Genomic DNA, 17,465 nt, shown 5'->3' on the forward strand with positions numbered 1-17,465 from the left:
TCACCTAATAAAGCGGATTATTCAGCTGACAAAGCATCAATTGGATTCAGTCGCGAAGCTTTACGAGCCGGCAGCAAGGCAGCTATAAAGGCAATGATCATCGCTGCTGCAAAAGCAAAGATTACATTACTTAGATTCATCTGCACAATGTTATATTTAATTAAGCCATAAAGCGCGTGATTCAGCAATGCCCCCACACTCCAAGCAATTACTAAACCTAAGATTGCCGCAAAGAATCCTAACAACAACGATTCTGATGTAAACAAACGGCGAATATCTTTCCGACGTTCACCTAAAGCCCGCAAAATTCCAATTTCTTTGGTTCTTTCAGCTACCGACATATACATAGTTACGATTATCATCAAAGCTGAAACAAGTAAAGATATTCCTGCAATTGCCGCTAGTACAGTTGATGCCAAGCTAACATAACGATTAACCGTCTTTAATAAACTACCAATCGTAATTACTGCAAAATCGTACTTACCAGCTGTTTTCAAATGACGCATCTTTTTAGCTGCTGCCTCTACCTGATCCAATTGACCGACTTTAACACTCAAAAAATTAGGGCTGGTCATGGCATTAGCTTTTTGCAAGCTAGCTTTAATCGATTGATAATTGGCCAGCATCATTGTTCCAGCTTTCTTGCCATCAATAATGCCAGAAATTTTGAAACTTCCGCTAGCTTGGACTGGCTGCCCATTGCTAGTTAACCAATTATAATTCACTTTCACCGTTTTGCCGATCATTTTCTTAGCGGACAAATTACCAAAAAGCTGTTCACCTAATGAACGATCGAGTACTAGTTCACCTTGTTGCGGCCAACTACCATTTTTCAAAACATTATTTGTATAAGCTGCTGTATAGGTTTGCAGGGTACTGCCTGTCGCTTTTTTATTGGCCGCGCTCAGCGTATAACTACTCAACTGGTACCCCGATTGAACCTTAACTACATGCTTAATTTTTTTCAATTTATTAATTTGTTTTTGTGAAATTGCATATTGTGTTGGATCACTGCCAGCTTGTTGCATACTTGTCTGAGCTTTTTGCTCTGATAAATATTTACCATTAGGGTTACCAGCAATAGTAATCACTTGCGGATTAGCCAGCGAATTTATTTGGTCTTGAATATATGAGTTAACCCCATTACCCAAACCAGAGAATAGTAAAACCGCAAAAATGCCAATCGCCGTTCCTAAGACAATCAATGAATTTTGCTGAAAATGATACAATAGATGTTTAAACGCATTTTGATAACTAGCCATCGCCGTCAATGCGCGCGAAGTGAACTTCGGCTGTTTTTGTGGGACCGAGTAAGCTGCTTTTAAGCGACGATCACTGTCGATTACTCCATCCTCGAGGTGCACAATTCGTGTTCCATGGCTAGCAACCTCTTGCGAATGAGTAACAGCAATCACTAGGCGACCATCAGCCGCAATTTGTTTCAATAATTCTAAAACCTCTTGAGTATTTTGTGAGTCCAACGCTCCAGTCGGTTCATCCGCTAAAATAATCTGCGGATCACTGGCCAATGCTCGGGCAATTGCCACCCGCTGCTTTTGACCACCGGATAATTGGTTAGGATGTTTTTTCAATTGATCAGCTAATCCAACTTGAGTTAATAATTCTTTTGCCCTTTGTATCCGTTGTTGACGGTTTAACGATGTCATTTCCAGCGAAATCAAAACATTTTCCAAAACCGTCAGATGGCTGATTAAATTGTATGATTGATAAATATAGCCAATACGAGCCCGACGATAGTCATCAACCTGTTTTTCTTGCGTATGATCGAGTTTTTGACCATCAATCAGCAAATCACCAGAAAACTCACGATCTAATCCACCAATAATGTTCATTAACGTTGATTTACCACCACCGGACTCGCCAAGAATTGAAACAAACTCGCCCTTTTCAAATCCCAGACTGATACCCTTAAGTACCGGCAACTCTTCTTTACCTAAAAAATAGGATTTATGAATATCGATCAGCTCTAAAAATGCCATTAACTTCTCCTTTTTGTGTGGCTAACTACTCGTTTATGTCTAATAAAGTTAGGCTTATTATATCACAACTCTAATTCACAAATGAAAACAGCGTACTTCGTTAAACGTAAAAAATATTCAAATAATTATTAATTTTTCTCTTCTGAACAAAGATAACGGTTTTCAGTTTGAGTGGTGTATAATGTAAGTATTGACTTTAATTTCTTAAAGGACTGGTGAACAGCGATGCTGCATTTTGGATTTGCTTTACCTCTGCCCCCGCCGTCAGAATTATTTTGATTGAAATTACTTGACAAATAAAGGAGCGTATAAATAATGATTGAAGCAATAAACTTAAAATCCGGAATGATTTTTAAAAAAGACGACAAATTAATTCGTGTCTTAGAAACTAATCATCATAAACCCGGTAAGGGCAATACCGTCATGCAGATGAAATTAAATGATGTTCGTTCGGGTTCAATCGTCCAAACAACGATGCGGCCAACTGAAAAAGTTGAGTTAGCTGTTGTTGACAAGAAAAAAGCCCAGTATCTTTATCGGCAAGATGATATCGTCTTCTTTATGGATCTAGAAACCTATGATCAGTATGAATTAGCAGCTGCTGCGATCACTGAAGAAAGTAAGTACCTGTTGCCTAACATGGATGTTCAATTAAATTTTTGCGACAATGAATTAATTGGTGTCGACTTGCCAACAACTGTTGATTTGAAAGTTGCTGAGACCGAGCCGAATATCAAAGGTGCTACCGCTGCTAATGGTGGTAAACCAGCTACAATGGAAACCGGCTTAGTGGTAACTGTGCCCGATTTTATTGAAAAAGGCGAAGTGCTAACAATCAATACAGCTAATGGTGCATACAAACAAAGAGCTAATTAATCATTTACAAGCCGTAAAATGGACATCAATTAGCTAATATGTTAATGTTATAGATAGCTTAGGCGTTATTTAATTTATAGATGTAGATTTAGATTTGCCGATCTTTCATAACCGTGGCACAGTCTTGGAGCTGTAACAGTGCCTTAGAGGTAGGGATGGCATTTGTGAGAGTTAGAATTTAATGTTGAGTTCTGTAATATAATTCCAAAACGATTTAAGATAATTAGCTTAGTTAGAAAGCACTGTAATTTACAGTGCTTTTGTCAATTTAAGGAGATTAGATAACCTATGAAGAAAATCATTCAACCACTACAATTAACTGTTAATCAAGCTGCTGTCGATGCTGTTTATATCGGAACAACTAATGAAACCAATCCAGAAGTTGAAGCTGAAACAACTGAAGTTGGCCATGGACACTTGATTGTCATTGCTAACTCACCAGAATTTCAGTTGGAATCGCTGCATCATCGCAATGGTAAATCATTCAGTGGTAAAGTATCAAAAATTGACGTTACTAATTCATATCGTGTTGATGGTATTCTTTTTAGTGATATTCAGGCAGACATCAATGAACCGGATAAAAAAATGACGGAATAATTGCTATTTCTTACTAAACTTAATAATTAGCTACAAAAAAAGTCTATGCTTTCTGATATTGGTGGAACATAAAAACCCAATATCAGTTTTTTATTTTATACATTAAAGGACATGGCATCACTTTACGACATCATCGGTAGTGTATTGCCCATCGCTAATATAACCTGTGAACATGACTTTCATATATCTAATAGAAACCGTGGCTTGGTACTACGACGCGCTACCAGCACATGTTTATCGCTGGGTGGGATTCGCGACCAGACCGCGTATCAATGCCTATCATTGACGCTACTAGAAACCCATCCTTGATAATCAAGTTATTCCGGTAAAGCAAACGAGAAATACGATCCACAATCTCATCTAATACCACCTCTTGCATCAAGACTTGGGAATCAATTGTTTTGCGAGGAGTTACGTACTTTGGCCTTGAACTGCTATCCGTTTGAAAAGCCGAGTCTCATAGCAACACCCCCATGTAGTTGTTGATTTTTTCTCTGACTTTGAATAGGTCAGCATAGCGTACCAGACGCCCAGTATCTTTTTGCTTTAACTAAGAATAGCTGATCATCGCTTGACGGATAGTTTCTGAACCTGATGAATCGCGCATTCGCAATTTATCACAGCGGGTTCGTTCTATGTTGTAGACCAACTTGTGTTGTCCTGGCGATAATACCTCCTCAATTCCTAGTTCGTGCCACTCTACTTTTTTGATGATAGACCCGCACAGGAAACTCACCGATTGAACTTGGATAGTAGTCAAGGGAAAAATTTATTTGATAGCAATTCGGCGTTCGGTCGATTATGTGATGCAAAAACAGTGCAGTCTCTTTGTAATAAATTCCTTTGCTAAGGCAATATTGCAGAATGTACATGTCGTCTTCAAATATCGCTGGGCCAATGTATAGCACCACTCGCTCCAACTTTCCACGGTTTGCAAGATCAATAAGTAGATGCGGGTTAATACCAAGTTTTCTTGCGTCCACAGTCGTTACTTGCCCATTATTTTGCTTCTATTAAATTGAGCATCATTTCCACCTCACATTTCAAACGTCATTATGCCACAATATAACATTTGAAACGTGATTGTAAAATTCAAATTGAGACCCAAGAATAATTTCAACAATCGAAGTCAATCCAAAGAAGGCTACGCCAACACAATCACCACTGGGACAAAGAAGAAAGCTTTTGTATTATCTCTTAATTATTAATATAATTTGGTAGTTTTTCTAACTGTTAAAGAAGCACAATTGCTTGAAAGACCAGCAATTGTGCTTCTTATTTTTGGGGACAGTTCAGCCAAATTCACCCGATTTAAGATTGTTTTATCCCGACTAAAACACCACAAAAATCCCTTATTTTAACACATTTTATTGTTCATACTTATATCGGCGGAAATAAACAGCGCTGAAACATTTTTTAGTTAACTGCATTTAATTATTTAGCACTAATGTAGCCTTGAGCTTTCAACAATTCAGCACATAAAATGGCACCACCAGCAGCACCACGAGCAGTATTATGTGATAAGCCAATAAACTTCCAATCAAATATCTTATCTGGACGCAAACGACCGATCGAGATGCCCATGCCGTGTTCAAAGTTAACATCATAACGTACTTGGGGGCGGTCATCTTCAGTTAAATATTGAATGAATTGCTTAGGCGCACTCGGCAAATTTAATTTTTGTGGAACCCCACTATATGCTTCCAATGCAGCAATTAATTCTTCCTTACTTGGCTTTTGTTTAAAATTGACGAACGCTGCCGCGGTATGTCCGTACAATACCGCAACCCGCAAGCATTGGCTAGTAATAACTGGTGCAGTGGCTGGCACTATTTCTTTTTTTTGTGGATCAACGTAACCCCAAATCTTCATTGGTTCTTTTTCTGATTTTTCTTCTTCACCACTAATGAAAGGAATTACGTTATTTAAAATTTCTGGAGCGTCTTTAAAAGTTTTACCAGCACCTGAAATTGCTTGATAGGTAGTCGCGACAACTTGAGTTGGTTCAAACTTCCGCCAAGCAGTCAATGCTGGAGCATAGCTTTGAATCGAGCAGTTCGGCTTAACCGCGATAAAACCACGCTTAGTACCTAGACGTTCGCGCTGATACTTAATCACCTCGCTGTGTTCTGGATTGATTTCCGGAACGATCATTGGAACATCTGGTGTCCAACGATGAGCACTATTATTGGAAACAACCGGTATTTCAGCTTTAGCATATTCTTCCTCAATTTGACGAATTTCAGCTTTTGACATGCTGACAGCTGAAAAAACAAAATCAACTTGAGCGGCGATCTCTGTTACTTGATTAACATCTAACACTTTTAAATCTTTAACTTTAGCTGGAATATCTTCTTCCATTTTCCAACGTCCGGCAACTGCTTGTCCATAAGTCTTACCAGCGCTGCGGGGACTAGCCGCTACTAAAACAACATCGAACCAAGGATGGTCGGCTAACAAGGTAATGTAACGCTGACCTACCATTCCAGTGGCACCTAAAATACCTACTTTTAATTTTTCACTCATTTTGATAACCTCGCTTTATTTTTACATCAACTATCATATAATTAAGTCGCATTAAAAATCAATTAAAAAATGACAATATTTAGTTTTTCTTTGGCGATATAAAAAACCGTGATACTAGCTTAGCTTGCTAATCACGGTTGCTGCTTTGAATTTAACTGATAACTACTTTAGTGCCATAACGAATATTTTCATAAAACCATTTTGAATCAGCTACGGATAAATGAATACACCCGTGTGAAGATGGTTTAACACCTAAATTCTTTGCAACATCCGGTAAATAGTTTCCCTGGGCATCTGTTGGAGATATAACCCATGATAAAGCCACGAAATATAATAATTTGCCCCTTCACCGACGGATGCACTATAAAAATGTTCGCCACGTTCAGATTGAATATAATAGGTTCCTCGCGGTGTCCGATTATTAATTCCCCCAATTAATTTTAGAATATAGTTTTAAAATTAAAATTGCAAACATTTTAAAAAAGGATAAACAAAAAACGCTACAAAATTGTAGCGTTTTTTAGTTGCCCCTTACTTTATTAAAATATGATCACACTTCATATCTAACGTGCCGTAACAGAGACAACTTTTTCGCCAGGTTTTACTGTCTTAACGTCTATTCGATCAACACTGGCATAGTCTGCCGTATTGGTAACTACTATCATTACAGTTGGATCATACCCAGCTTGTTTAATTCCGGCCAAATCAAAACTGCCAATTTTTTGTCCCTCGTTTACCCGTTGTCCTTGGGTCACACTTGTTTCAAAGTATTTACCCTTTAATTCAACTGTGTCAATCCCGATGTGCAGCAAAACTTCTGCCCCATCATCTGATTTAAATCCATATGCATGTTTACTATCATCATAAGTCACAGTAACTTCACCATTTACCGGTGCAAAAAGATCACCACTTTCAGGAACAATAGCTGTTCCATCACCCATTAATTTGGCTGAGAAAACTTTGTCATTAACTTCGCTCAAAGATTTAGTTTGACCGGCTACGGGTGCAGCAATTACTTCATCATGTAGACTTAATTGTTTTTTTGCAACTGCAACAGCTTTTTTTTCAACTTTAGTTTGTTCAGTTGCGCCAACGACTGGCACAGGATCAATTAAATGCGCATTCTTTTTACCATATAAGAAAGTCAATGTGAAAGCCACAGCAAAACTAATCAATTCGCATAAGATGTAGATTGGAATAGATTTTGCATCAATTGATAAGAAGCCAAGAAATGCAGCTGAACCTAATGAAACTGCAATAACATGCATAAATCCAGCAATTGCCGACGCTACGCCTGAACCAATTAACGCACAGAAGAATGGAAAACGATACTTCAAGTTAACCCCAAACAATGCCGGCTCAGTAATTCCTAAGCAAGCTGAAACAGTTGCAGAAGAAGCGAGTCCTTTCATTTTCTTGTTTTTTGTTAACATAAAAATTGCAAAACAAGCAGCACCTTGTGCAATGTTAGCCATTGAAGCTACCACAAAAATAAAATCACCATATCCCGTATGGTTTTGCGTAAATGCCGCAATCAATTGCGTCTCTATCGCTGGAAAAGCCTGATGCAAACCAGTCAGAACAATCGGCGAATAAACTAAACCAAAAATACCAGTTCCCACAAAGCCTAACGTGTCATACAACCAAACAATTCCGGCAGTAATTGCGTCTGACAAACTGCGCATCACTGGTCCGACAATAATAAAGGTTAAAAAGCCGGTTACCATTAATGAAATCAACGGCGTAAAGGTAAAGTCAACCGCAGCCGGCAATTTTTTATGCAACCATTTTTCTAAAACAGACAAAATATAAACTGCTGCTAAAACAGGGATAACTTGATATTGATAATTATTTTGTGAAACATGCATCCCTAAAATATTCCAATACTTGCCTTCAATTAAGCCGGGCGTTGTCATAATCATCCCAACAGCAGCACCTAGGAAACGATTTGCTCCAAAACGGCTGGCAGCTGAAATACCAACTAAAATCGGCATAAAGATAAATGGTGCTGCCGACATAACTTGGATCATATCTGAAATACCCTTAATTGCCGGATAAGTTACCACTAGTGCTTTGGGTCCAAACAAACCTTGTGAAGTCAAAAAGTTGTTCAAAGCCATCAACAAACCACCGGCAACCAAGGCTGGAATAATTGGAACAAAAATATCAGATAATAATTTAATAAATGCCATTACCGGATTAAAGCGTTTACCTTTCGCGGCGACTTGCTTCAAATCCTCGGTGGATGCTTCGCTTAAACCTGTTTGCTTGATCATCTCATCATAAACCTTGTTAACATCACCTGGTCCAATAATAATTTGGTACTGACCATTAGTTTTGAAAGTACCCTTAACTCCAGGATTATCATCCAAGGCTGCTTGATCAATCTTAGCGTCGTCTTTTAAAACTAGCCGCAATCGAGTGGCACAATGAGCTGCAGCAACGATATTATCTTGATGCAATGCCTTAATCACATCAGTCGCTACTTGCTTGTGATCCATAATTAACAACTCCTTTTGAAAACGTTTTATATTACATTCTCAATAATACCTGATTTTTTTCGTATGTCAATCGTTTATCAGAAAAATGTTTTATTTTTTTGAAAAATCTTTGTTTTAATAGAGTTATAGTTGACTTTCGATTGACAGAAAGCCAATATTCCGCTAAAATATGACTATTAAAAAGATAACGGTTTCAAGGAGATTATATAGATGGAATGGACACGCAAGCAACGCTACTTACCTTACAACCAGTGGCCCGCAGATTATTTAGAAAAAATTCGGCAGCAAACTGCTACCTCAGCTTATCGGCCGCGTTATCACACTGCTCCGACTTCGGGATTGTTAAATGATCCGAACGGTTTCAGTTTTTTCAATGGCCAATGGCATTTATTTTATCAATCTTTCCCTTATGGTCCGGTTCATGGATTAAAATCTTGGGTTCATTTAGTTTCAGATGATTTAGTTACTTGGAAAGATCTAGGACCTGCACTCTTGCCGGATACTCCTTACGACGCTCAAGGAGTCTATTCAGGATCAGCTCATGTGATCGGTGACCGCCTATTTTTGATGTACACTGGCAATGTCCGTGACCAGAGCTGGACACGCCACCCCTATCAAAACGGTGCCTGGATGGATCAAGACAATCACATTACTAAGTTAAAGCAACCGCTTTTTGGTCAGCCCAATCATACAACTGATCATTTTCGCGATCCCCAATTATTAGAAAAAGCTGGTCATTACTATGCTCTGCTCGGAGCTCAGAATGCAACGGATCAGCAAGGAAAAATTGCTTTATTTACCTCAGACAATCTAACAGATTGGCAAGATTGTGGATATCTAAATTTCAGTAAGCAAAATTTGGGTTATATGATTGAGTGCCCAAATTTAATTTGGATCAACCAACAGCCAGTATTGATTTTTTGTCCTCAAGGTTTGGACAAAAAATTGCTTGATTACCAAAATATTTATCCAAATACCTATTTGATCGGTCAACAATGCGACTTAAGTCAAGCCGAGTTTAAATCTAACCAATCATTGGCCCTATTAGACCATGGCTTTGATGTTTATGCCAGCCAAGCTTTTAATGCTCCTGATGGTAAAGCTTATTTGGTCAGCTGGTTAGGCTTGCCTGACATTGAGTATCCAACTGACCAAGAAAACTGGGCTCATTGTCTAAGCTTAATTAAACAATTAACTCTGAAAAATGGACGAGTTTACCAACAACCAGTTCCAGCAATCAAGAAATTGCGTCAAAAGCAGTCCTTACTAAGGGATAAAGTAGCGCCAGCTCAAGAAAAAACTCTTGTAGAAAAACCTGGTCAACAATATGAATTGCAGTTGAATCTTCCAGCTGACATCCAAGGCTCACTGCAACTATTCCGCGATCAGTCCCAAAAACAAGGATTTAAAATTAATTTCAACACTAACCAAGCCGCACACTTAGAAGTTGATCGCTCTCAAGCTGGTCAACAATTTGCACTCGACTATGGCACCAAACGCCAAGTTGAACTGACAGCTCATCATCCTTTATTCTTGGATATTTTTGTAGACAATTCAATTTGCGAAATTTTCGTTAATCATGGTGAATTTGTTTTTAGTCAGCGAATTTTCCCACAATTACAAGCAGCTAAACAAATTACCCTAGAAGCCGACCAAGAAATAATTTATAATGGTTGTTGGTGGCAGTTAGCAGAATAAACCCATTAAAGGAGACTTTTAAGTGCGTCCGAAATTGACCGATGTTGCAGCAAGATCCGGAGTTTCTGTCACAACCGTTTCACGCGTAATTAATAATTACGGCTATCTAAGCCAGCAAACCAAAGATAAAGTTTTTCAAGCGATGCGAGATTTGAATTATCAGCCAAATTCTTTAGCTCGGTCCTTGCATGGTAAGAAAACTTTATTGATCGGTGTAATTTTTCCTTCGATTACCAACCCATTTTTTGCAGAACTGGTTGAACGAATTGAGAACAGGCTCTTTAACCAAAACTACAAAATTATTTTGTGTAATAGTGCAGACAATAAGGAAAAAGAGCGCGATTACTTACGGATGTTGATTGCTAATCAGGTTGACGGGATTATAGCGGGAACTCATAATTTAGGAATTGATGAGTATAACAAAGTTGGTTTGCCAATCGTCTCATTTGACCGACGTCTATCTGATAAAATTCCAATTGTCAGCAGTGATAATTTGCGTGGGACAGCACTGGCAACACAAGAACTCTATCAAGCTGGCGCTCGGCATATTTATTTTTTAGGGAATCCACATCAGATTGGTAATCCGACTGATTTACGATTACAAGGCTATCAACAGACAATTACCAAATTAAAGTTAACCCCGCATATTCACGCCGTTGCTTTTGATGAATCACCAACCTTGAAATCTTTATCGATCAAAAAAATGCTGACACAACATCATGCGGATGGCATCGTCTGTACCGATGATTTGACAGCAATCTTAGTTTTGCAAGCTGCACAAAAATTAGGAATTGCGGTTCCGCAATCCTTAAAAGTCGTCGGTTTTGATGGAACCGCCTTTATCCAAGAATATCATCCAGAGCTATCGACAATTGTCCAGCCAATTGATGATCTTGCTTCATTATTGGTAAACTTGCTGGTTGAACGTATTGACCATGCTGATCAACCGTTAGAACAAATGCAATATGTCCTGCCAGTTAAATTACTGCGCAGTCAATCAACATTTAATTTAGATGAATAATCAGGAGGAAATAACATGCTTTTAGGCAGTATCGAAGCTGGTGGCACCAAATTTGTTTGTGCCGTCGGTGACCAAAACTATCAAGTTAAACAATCAGTAACCTTTCCAACTACAGATCCAGCAACAACTATTAAAAATTCAATTGAATTTTTTCAACAGTTTGCCGATCTTAGTGCCATTGGGATCGCTTCTTTTGGCCCGATTGAAATTAGACGAAGTGCCCCCAATTATGGCTTTGTAACCTCAACACCAAAGCCAGGCTGGAAAGACACTGATTTTGTTGGACCAATTCAGAAAGCTTTAAACGTCCCTGTCTATTGGACAACTGATGTTAATGGGTCAGCTTATGGCGAATGGGTTGCTTATCAGCAAGCAAATGAACCGCTCGACTCTTTAGTTTATTATACTGTTGGAACCGGTATTGGTGCCGGAATTGTCAATGATGGACACTTTATTGGTAGTCAAGGTCATCCGGAACTTGGTCACGTTTATGTCAAACGTCATCCAGCCGATTTAGATTTTGACGGAACTTGTCCATTTCATGGTGATTGCTTAGAAGGACTAGCTTCTGGTCCAACATTTAAAGCTCGTTTGGGCATTGCAGGGCAAAATGTTCCTTTGACGGATCCAACCTGGGATATCATTGCCTATTATGTTGCACAGGCTGCTATTCAAACTACCTTGGCTTTCCGCCCTGCTAAAATTATTATTGGCGGCGGTGTATCCAGCGAAACTTTTCTGCAAAAGGTTCGGCAGCAATTTAAAGAACTTATGAATGACTACATTGAAGTTGGAAAATTAGAAGACTACATTGTAATGCCTAAAGTAGCTGACAATGGTTCGGCTACGCTGGGAGATTTTGCTTTAGCAGCTAAAGAGCTCGAAAATAATTATTAAACTTAAGATCAGCAAGAGACAAGTCATCGTCAACCTGTATTAGTGCTGACCAGAGATCCTCTAATTGATGATGAATGAAAAAAATCATTCTTTGAATTTTACAATAAATAACCCTTCAATATCTTGATTATCGATGTTGAAGGGTTATTTATTGTCTTTTCTCTTAGCCAAGGTTCATTAAATTAAAAGCTATTTTTTTTATTGAACATATATACCGAATAAAAAGCAATTTAGTCAAATAGTGCTTTTTATTCTCGATAATTGAGCTAAATAATGACAGCTTGTTAAGTCAAGATACTTTAATTTAACCTTGCGGGCACTCTGACCAGCTTTAATTTCCAGGCTAAAATGCCCAATACCAGTTGAATATAACCAGTAACCTGTATGAATTGAATAGAAGTCTGCTGAATTTTATTTGTCGGTGTAATCAAAGTAACAATGTTGGCAGCTTGCACCGTCCGATAAGTTAAAAGCTTGGAATTAATTTTCCCAGCTTGCTGGTATCCTGCTGCCCACCAAAGATACCCTAAAACTAAAGCTGTCAGTCCGACAGCGCCAATTGCCAAATATATATTAATCCAGGCGCCAATAATTATTAAAGCGCCACAAAAAAGTCCTGGAAAACGTAAAAAATATAATCGATTGGCTGGTTTTAAATCAATTAATCGCGGTGAAACAAGTTTCCATTCTGGCATTAATTGCTGTAGAAGCGGAAACACTCGCTGGTCAGCGATGATTGGCAGTAAATAAAAGGTGTCGTCGTTAATTCCTTCGTCTTCACCTGTATTCTTACCAGCTGCTAAAATCAGTTCAACGCTGGTTAAATGTAGTAATCTTCGCAAAAGGGTTTGCCGAAATTGCAAAGCTTGAATACGATGTAATGGCACGGTCAATGTATCTCGGTTAAAAAATCCACGCCTAACGATCAGATTTTCACCTTCTCGCCAAACTTCAAAATGGTAATAACGTAATAAGTTCTTAAGAAGTGTAACTGTCATTAACAACACCATAAAAATTCCTAACAAACATAAAATTGCAGTTATTCCGTAATTAAGAACATTCTTCCACTCATGATCAAGCAACCCGTTCGGTAGATAGGTCTTTACTTGATCGATTAACGTTAACGCCGCAAATAACATTGCAAAAATACCACCATCAGTGAAGGTGAATTTCCAGATAGCTGCTGCCGTAATTTGATATTGCGGCTCAACTTCAGTAACTAATTTTGCTTTAGCGCCAACTTGCTTAGCTTGCCGATGTTGTTGCAATTGCAGATAAACTCGCTCTTTAACTGCTAACAAGGTTTCATTGCCACCGCCTGCACCTGCTGTTTCAATTATCAAACTAGAAATCTTAAATGGTTTTAGAAAAAACAGTGTTTGACGATGAATCGTTTGGATTCTTTGATAAGGAACTTCAATTTGTTTTTTTGCTAACCAGCCTTTGGTAATAATCAAGCGATCCGTTGCAATCAAATATTTGAAGAAAAACCACTCATAGCCCGCCAACAACCCGCAGACTACGTATAAAACCACTACCCCAGCAGTAATCTAGTCCAATTGTTCCAAAATGTGCCTAGTAAGATAAAAAGGACAAATGAAAAAGACCGCATTAACTGAAAAGATCGCTGGATAATCATCATCGGGTGCAATCTTTCAAAATCAGACATCTTCTTTCACCGCCTGAACTAATTCGATGATTTGTTCGCGAAAACGACTGGCATCATTTAAAGTTAAACCATGTATTTCATGAGTGGTTGCCGCCGTATGAATAATTAAAGAAGCTAAGTGCTGTGTCCTCATTAGTGGTCCTTGATGCATTTCGACGTGTTGAATACGAATAATCGGGACAAAAGTTGTTTTGCGAAAGAAGAACCCTTCTTGTAAAGCTAATTCACTCGAATTAATTTGAAAACGGTCAAATGCATAGCGGTAAGGAATTAAGATTATTTCGCTAACCAGCATTAATAAAAAAATTACCGCTAAAATCATACCGGCTAATGGCACCCAAGACCAGGAAAAAAACTTTTCTGCCACCCAATAAAGTACCAGTAAAATTAAGACGCTTAAAAGAAAGCTAATAATTGCTTGAGCTAACCACACTTTTTTAATTTTCTGTGGCAATTGGCAAGTCAGCAGCGGATAGTCACTAATGTTCAAATAAACAACCTACTTTCCTATTTTAGTTAATTGTATCAATTATTTTCAATAAACTCAAAAAAATTTCTAGTTTTTGAGTCTAAAAAAGCATCTTCACCGTTAATTTCGGAAAAGATGCTTAAATTATTTAAAACTAATCAACTGCTTATTTTACCCCATTAGCTAAGTTGTTTGATTTAAGGTAACTATTCATAGCTTTCTCAGCTTCTTGTAAAGATGTCTTAATGTTGGAACCATTATAAATCTGATCCATTGCTGTCTGAGTTAAAGTTCTCTCTTGAATTAATCCTTGCAAAAAGACTCCCGAATTAGTTTTGTTCGGTTCTGTTTTCCTAAGCTGTTCTCCCGGTACTTTAGCCGCTGGTACCTTTTGATATAGCTTCTGTAAAGTTTTTTCTTGTTGTGAATCTTTGTTTAGAGCTAAATATCCAGTTGCTACCTGCCATTGTGCTTGATTTTTAGCCTTCATCAAAAACTTGATAAATTCCCACGAACCATGCTGAACTGTTGAAGACTTATCGTTAGAAATCCACAACGATGCCCCGCCAATTGCTACCCCGTTGGCTTTTTGACCATCGGGATGAGGATAATAAGTAACTCCCAATTTATCTTTGTCTCCAACTGTTAATTGACTAAGAGAAGCTGAGGACTGGAGAAACATTCCTAGCTTTCCAGATAAAAATGCTGCCATCTCATTGGCCGAAGCACTTGAACCAGAGCCAAAATTCATTAATGCTCCCGACTTTATATTTTCTTGAATCCACTTCATCGTTTTAATAGCTCCCGAAGAGGTAAAATTAACTTTGGTTGGTGTGCCATCATGACCATCAGCTTGATTAGCCATTGATTCGCCAGCATTAGCTAAGAACTGTTCGAAAAACCAGCCATAAATTTCAATGCTCAGCCCTTTAACTTGTTTATGTGAACGCTGATAAAGCTGAGTAGCAACGCGCGTAATATCACTATAACTGGGATCCGTTGGCGGTGGAGTGATGTGATATTTTTTTAACAGCGTCGCATTGTAATACAGTACAGGCTGTGAAGTGTTAAATGGCATTGATAACAGTTTACCATTTTGTGAATAAAAGGCACGTGCTACCGAAGAAATTTTGCTAATATCATAGTGATCCTGGTCAATAAACTTTTGAACTGGAGTCGTATAGCCACTATGATAAATTTGACTAGTCGAAACATCCATTGATTGAAAAACTGCTGGTGAAGCGTCTGTTCCATGGGTGTTCAATATTTTTTGTACAGCTTCATTATAACTTCCTTCAAATTGAGAAACTACTTGATATTTCGTTTGCGATTGATTAAATTCTTTGACAAATTTATTCAACTGTATTTGAGCCGGCCCCGTCATTTCATTCCAAAAAACAACCTTTGTCCTTCCAGTAGTTGTTGCTTTGACTTGAGTTGCTGAAAAACTCCCAATTGTTAAAATTGCAGCAGCAACCCCAAAAGTTTTCAGCAAAACTTGGCGTATTTTCATTATTTGACCGCTCCTTCATTCAAGCCAGATTTAAAATAATGCTGTCCAATAAATAAAACCAATAATGTTGGGATAACTACAATTGCAGCGCTTGCTTGAATCATCCCCCAATTATTAAATGTTTCTTGTGACTGCAACTGCCGCAAACCATCTTGAACTGGTCGAAAATTATCACTAAATGTTGTCAGCATCGGCCAGAGATACTGATTCCAGCTAGCCAAGAAACTATAGGCTGCTAAGGTCAATAAACTAATCCGACTATATGGCAAGACTACTTTGCCATAGAACTGCCAATGGGATAATCCTTCGACATCGGCTGCTTCTTTCACTTCCGCTGGTATCTGCAAAAATGCTTGCCGCAACATAAAAATTCCAAAAGCTGAAGTCAAGAATGGCACAACCATCACCGCATAATGATTTAACAGATTCAAACTCCGAACTGTCGCAAAATTTGGAATAACTTCCGCCTCAAACGGCAACATCATCGTCGCTAAAACCAAGTAAAACAAGCCATCGCGTCCTTTGAACTTTAAAAAGACAAAGGCATAGGCACTCATTGAACAAAAGAGCAGTTGAGCCAGCATTGTTAATAATGAAATAACTAAACTGTTAAATAAATAACGAATAATCGGTGTCTGAGTAATTGCCGCAACATAATTATCAAATGATAAATGGCTGCTCCACAGCGCACCTTTCGAAATATCAGCCGTCGGTAAGAAACTTGTCCAAAAACCTAGCGCAAATGGTATCAAGATAAAGACGGTCAACAACAGTAAAACGGTATATTCTAAAACCTTTTGACGTTTTGAATGTGCTTCAATCATTGATAAGTCACCCGCTTTTCTAAAATTTTGAACTGCAAAAAGGTAAACAGAGCAATAATAATTGCGAGAATGACCGATTCAGTGCTAGCTAAGCCATAATTTCCATTTAAAAATGCGTCCTGATAAATGCGATAAACCAATAAATTAGTTGCATTGTTTGGTCCTCCAGCAGTCATCAAATCAATCAAGCCAAAGCTTTTAAACGACTCAATCAACGTAATAATTGATACGAAGAAGACAGTTGGTGAAATCATTGGTAAGGTAATATGGAAAAATTGATAGGTTTTGCTGACTCCCTCAATTTGAGCAGCTTCATACAAATTAACTGGGACTGTTTGTAAAGCACCAAAAAGAATTAAAAAAGTAAAGCCTAGGTTCATCCAAACAGTACTAATAACAATTGCGGTCATTGCCCAGCCTGGTTGAGTCAACCAATTAATAACTGGTAAGTTAAGTGCACTGGCAATCTGATCCAACAGACCAATTGATGGGTTAAACATGAACAACCAAAAAATTGCGGCAACCGAAACCGAAACTCCCATGGTTCCAGAAAAAACGGTGCGAAAAAAACTGCTGCCTTTAACTTTAAAAGAAGCTGCCTGTGCTAGCAGCAACCCCAAAATTAAGGTTAAAACTGAAACAGCAATCACATAAATAAAGGTTGCTTGTAAGCTAGCTAGATATGAACTTGACGTTAAGAGACTCAAGTAGTTTTGTAAGCCAACGAAAACGGTTGGCTTGCCTAAATTATTTGTTAAAAACAAACTTAAGTATAATGTCCGCAACATTGGATAAAAAACAAAAATTGCGAGGACAAGTAATGAAGGTCCTAAAAACCAAATTGCATGAAATCTATCACGGGCATTAATATCAT

At 38.2% G+C, this 17,465-nt stretch carries 13 protein-coding genes and 1 pseudogene; 5 read left to right on the plus strand and 9 right to left on the minus strand.

Going from position 1 to position 17,465, the window contains the following annotated elements:
- Nucleotides 1-17: 17 nt before the first annotated feature.
- Nucleotides 18-2,000: an ABC transporter ATP-binding protein/permease gene (locus G6O73_RS06660; RefSeq protein ID WP_057886265.1), complete on the minus strand. Its 1,983-nt coding sequence runs from the start codon at nucleotides 1,998-2,000 to the stop codon at nucleotides 18-20.
- A 315-nt stretch (nucleotides 2,001-2,315) separates the two neighbouring features.
- Between G6O73_RS06660 and efp the strand changes: the two genes are divergently transcribed.
- Nucleotides 2,316-2,876, plus strand: coding sequence for an elongation factor P (efp, locus tag G6O73_RS06665; protein WP_057886266.1), 561 nt, complete (start codon nucleotides 2,316-2,318; stop codon nucleotides 2,874-2,876).
- Between the two features lie 288 nt (nucleotides 2,877-3,164).
- Nucleotides 3,165-3,473, plus strand: coding sequence for a hypothetical protein (locus G6O73_RS06670; protein ID WP_057886267.1), 309 nt, complete (start codon nucleotides 3,165-3,167; stop codon nucleotides 3,471-3,473).
- A gap of 1,434 nt (nucleotides 3,474-4,907) precedes the next feature.
- Here the strand turns inward: G6O73_RS06670 and asd are convergent.
- The 3 genes and pseudogenes from asd to G6O73_RS06685 all read right to left on the minus strand — a co-directional run bounded on the left by asd (nucleotide 4,908) and on the right by G6O73_RS06685 (nucleotide 8,500).
- On the minus strand, nucleotides 4,908-5,999 hold the full coding sequence (gene asd, locus G6O73_RS06675) for an aspartate-semialdehyde dehydrogenase (protein ID WP_057886268.1): 1,092 nt from the start codon (nucleotides 5,997-5,999) through the stop codon (nucleotides 4,908-4,910).
- Nucleotides 6,000-6,150: 151 nt separating this feature from the next.
- Nucleotides 6,151-6,422 (minus strand): annotated as a pseudogene (locus G6O73_RS06680) (L,D-transpeptidase); the annotation flags it as partial.
- Between the two features lie 140 nt (nucleotides 6,423-6,562).
- Nucleotides 6,563-8,500, minus strand: a complete 1,938-nt coding sequence (locus G6O73_RS06685; protein ID WP_057886269.1) for a sucrose-specific PTS transporter subunit IIBC — start codon at nucleotides 8,498-8,500, stop codon at nucleotides 6,563-6,565.
- 210 nt (nucleotides 8,501-8,710) lie between these two features.
- Here G6O73_RS06685 and G6O73_RS06690 point away from each other — a divergent pair, with 210 nt between their 5' ends.
- From G6O73_RS06690 to scrK, 3 genes are read left to right on the plus strand one after another with little or no spacing between them, the layout of a single operon-like run.
- Nucleotides 8,711-10,198 (plus strand): sucrose-6-phosphate hydrolase, encoded by a 1,488-nt coding sequence (locus G6O73_RS06690; RefSeq protein WP_057886270.1) that lies wholly within the window; start codon nucleotides 8,711-8,713, stop codon nucleotides 10,196-10,198.
- A gap of 22 nt (nucleotides 10,199-10,220) precedes the next feature.
- A complete protein-coding gene (locus G6O73_RS06695) occupies nucleotides 10,221-11,219 on the plus strand; it encodes a LacI family DNA-binding transcriptional regulator (protein ID WP_057886271.1) in 999 nt (332 codons plus the stop codon).
- A gap of 15 nt (nucleotides 11,220-11,234) precedes the next feature.
- On the plus strand, nucleotides 11,235-12,116 hold the full coding sequence (gene scrK / locus G6O73_RS06700) for a fructokinase ScrK (RefSeq protein WP_057886272.1): 882 nt from the start codon (nucleotides 11,235-11,237) through the stop codon (nucleotides 12,114-12,116).
- A 299-nt stretch (nucleotides 12,117-12,415) separates the two neighbouring features.
- Here scrK and G6O73_RS06705 read toward each other — a convergent pair whose 3' ends face one another.
- From G6O73_RS06705 to G6O73_RS06725, 5 genes are all read right to left on the minus strand, one after another.
- Entirely contained in the window at nucleotides 12,416-13,627 is a 1,212-nt protein-coding gene (locus tag G6O73_RS06705) for a PH domain-containing protein (RefSeq protein ID WP_219935161.1), read from the minus strand.
- Nucleotides 13,628-13,777: 150 nt separating this feature from the next.
- Nucleotides 13,778-14,275 carry a PH domain-containing protein gene (locus G6O73_RS06710; protein ID WP_057886274.1) on the minus strand — a complete coding sequence of 166 codons (498 nt, stop codon included), beginning with the start codon at nucleotides 14,273-14,275 and terminating at the stop codon, nucleotides 13,778-13,780.
- Between the two features lie 145 nt (nucleotides 14,276-14,420).
- A complete protein-coding gene (locus tag G6O73_RS06715) occupies nucleotides 14,421-15,767 on the minus strand; it encodes an ABC transporter substrate-binding protein (protein ID WP_057886275.1) in 1,347 nt (448 codons plus the stop codon).
- Entirely contained in the window at nucleotides 15,767-16,591 is an 825-nt protein-coding gene (locus tag G6O73_RS06720; protein WP_057886276.1) for a carbohydrate ABC transporter permease, read from the minus strand. Before G6O73_RS06720 ends, G6O73_RS06715 begins: the two co-directional genes overlap by 1 nt.
- Nucleotides 16,588-17,460 carry a carbohydrate ABC transporter permease gene (locus G6O73_RS06725; protein WP_224288292.1) on the minus strand — a complete coding sequence of 291 codons (873 nt, stop codon included), beginning with the start codon at nucleotides 17,458-17,460 and terminating at the stop codon, nucleotides 16,588-16,590. The genes G6O73_RS06720 and G6O73_RS06725 overlap by 4 nt, the downstream gene beginning before the upstream one ends.
- Nucleotides 17,461-17,465 lie beyond the last annotated feature (5 nt).

The sequence above is a fragment of the Liquorilactobacillus nagelii DSM 13675 genome (assembly GCF_019444005.1).
GTDB classification, from domain to species: domain Bacteria; phylum Bacillota; class Bacilli; order Lactobacillales; family Lactobacillaceae; genus Liquorilactobacillus; species Liquorilactobacillus nagelii.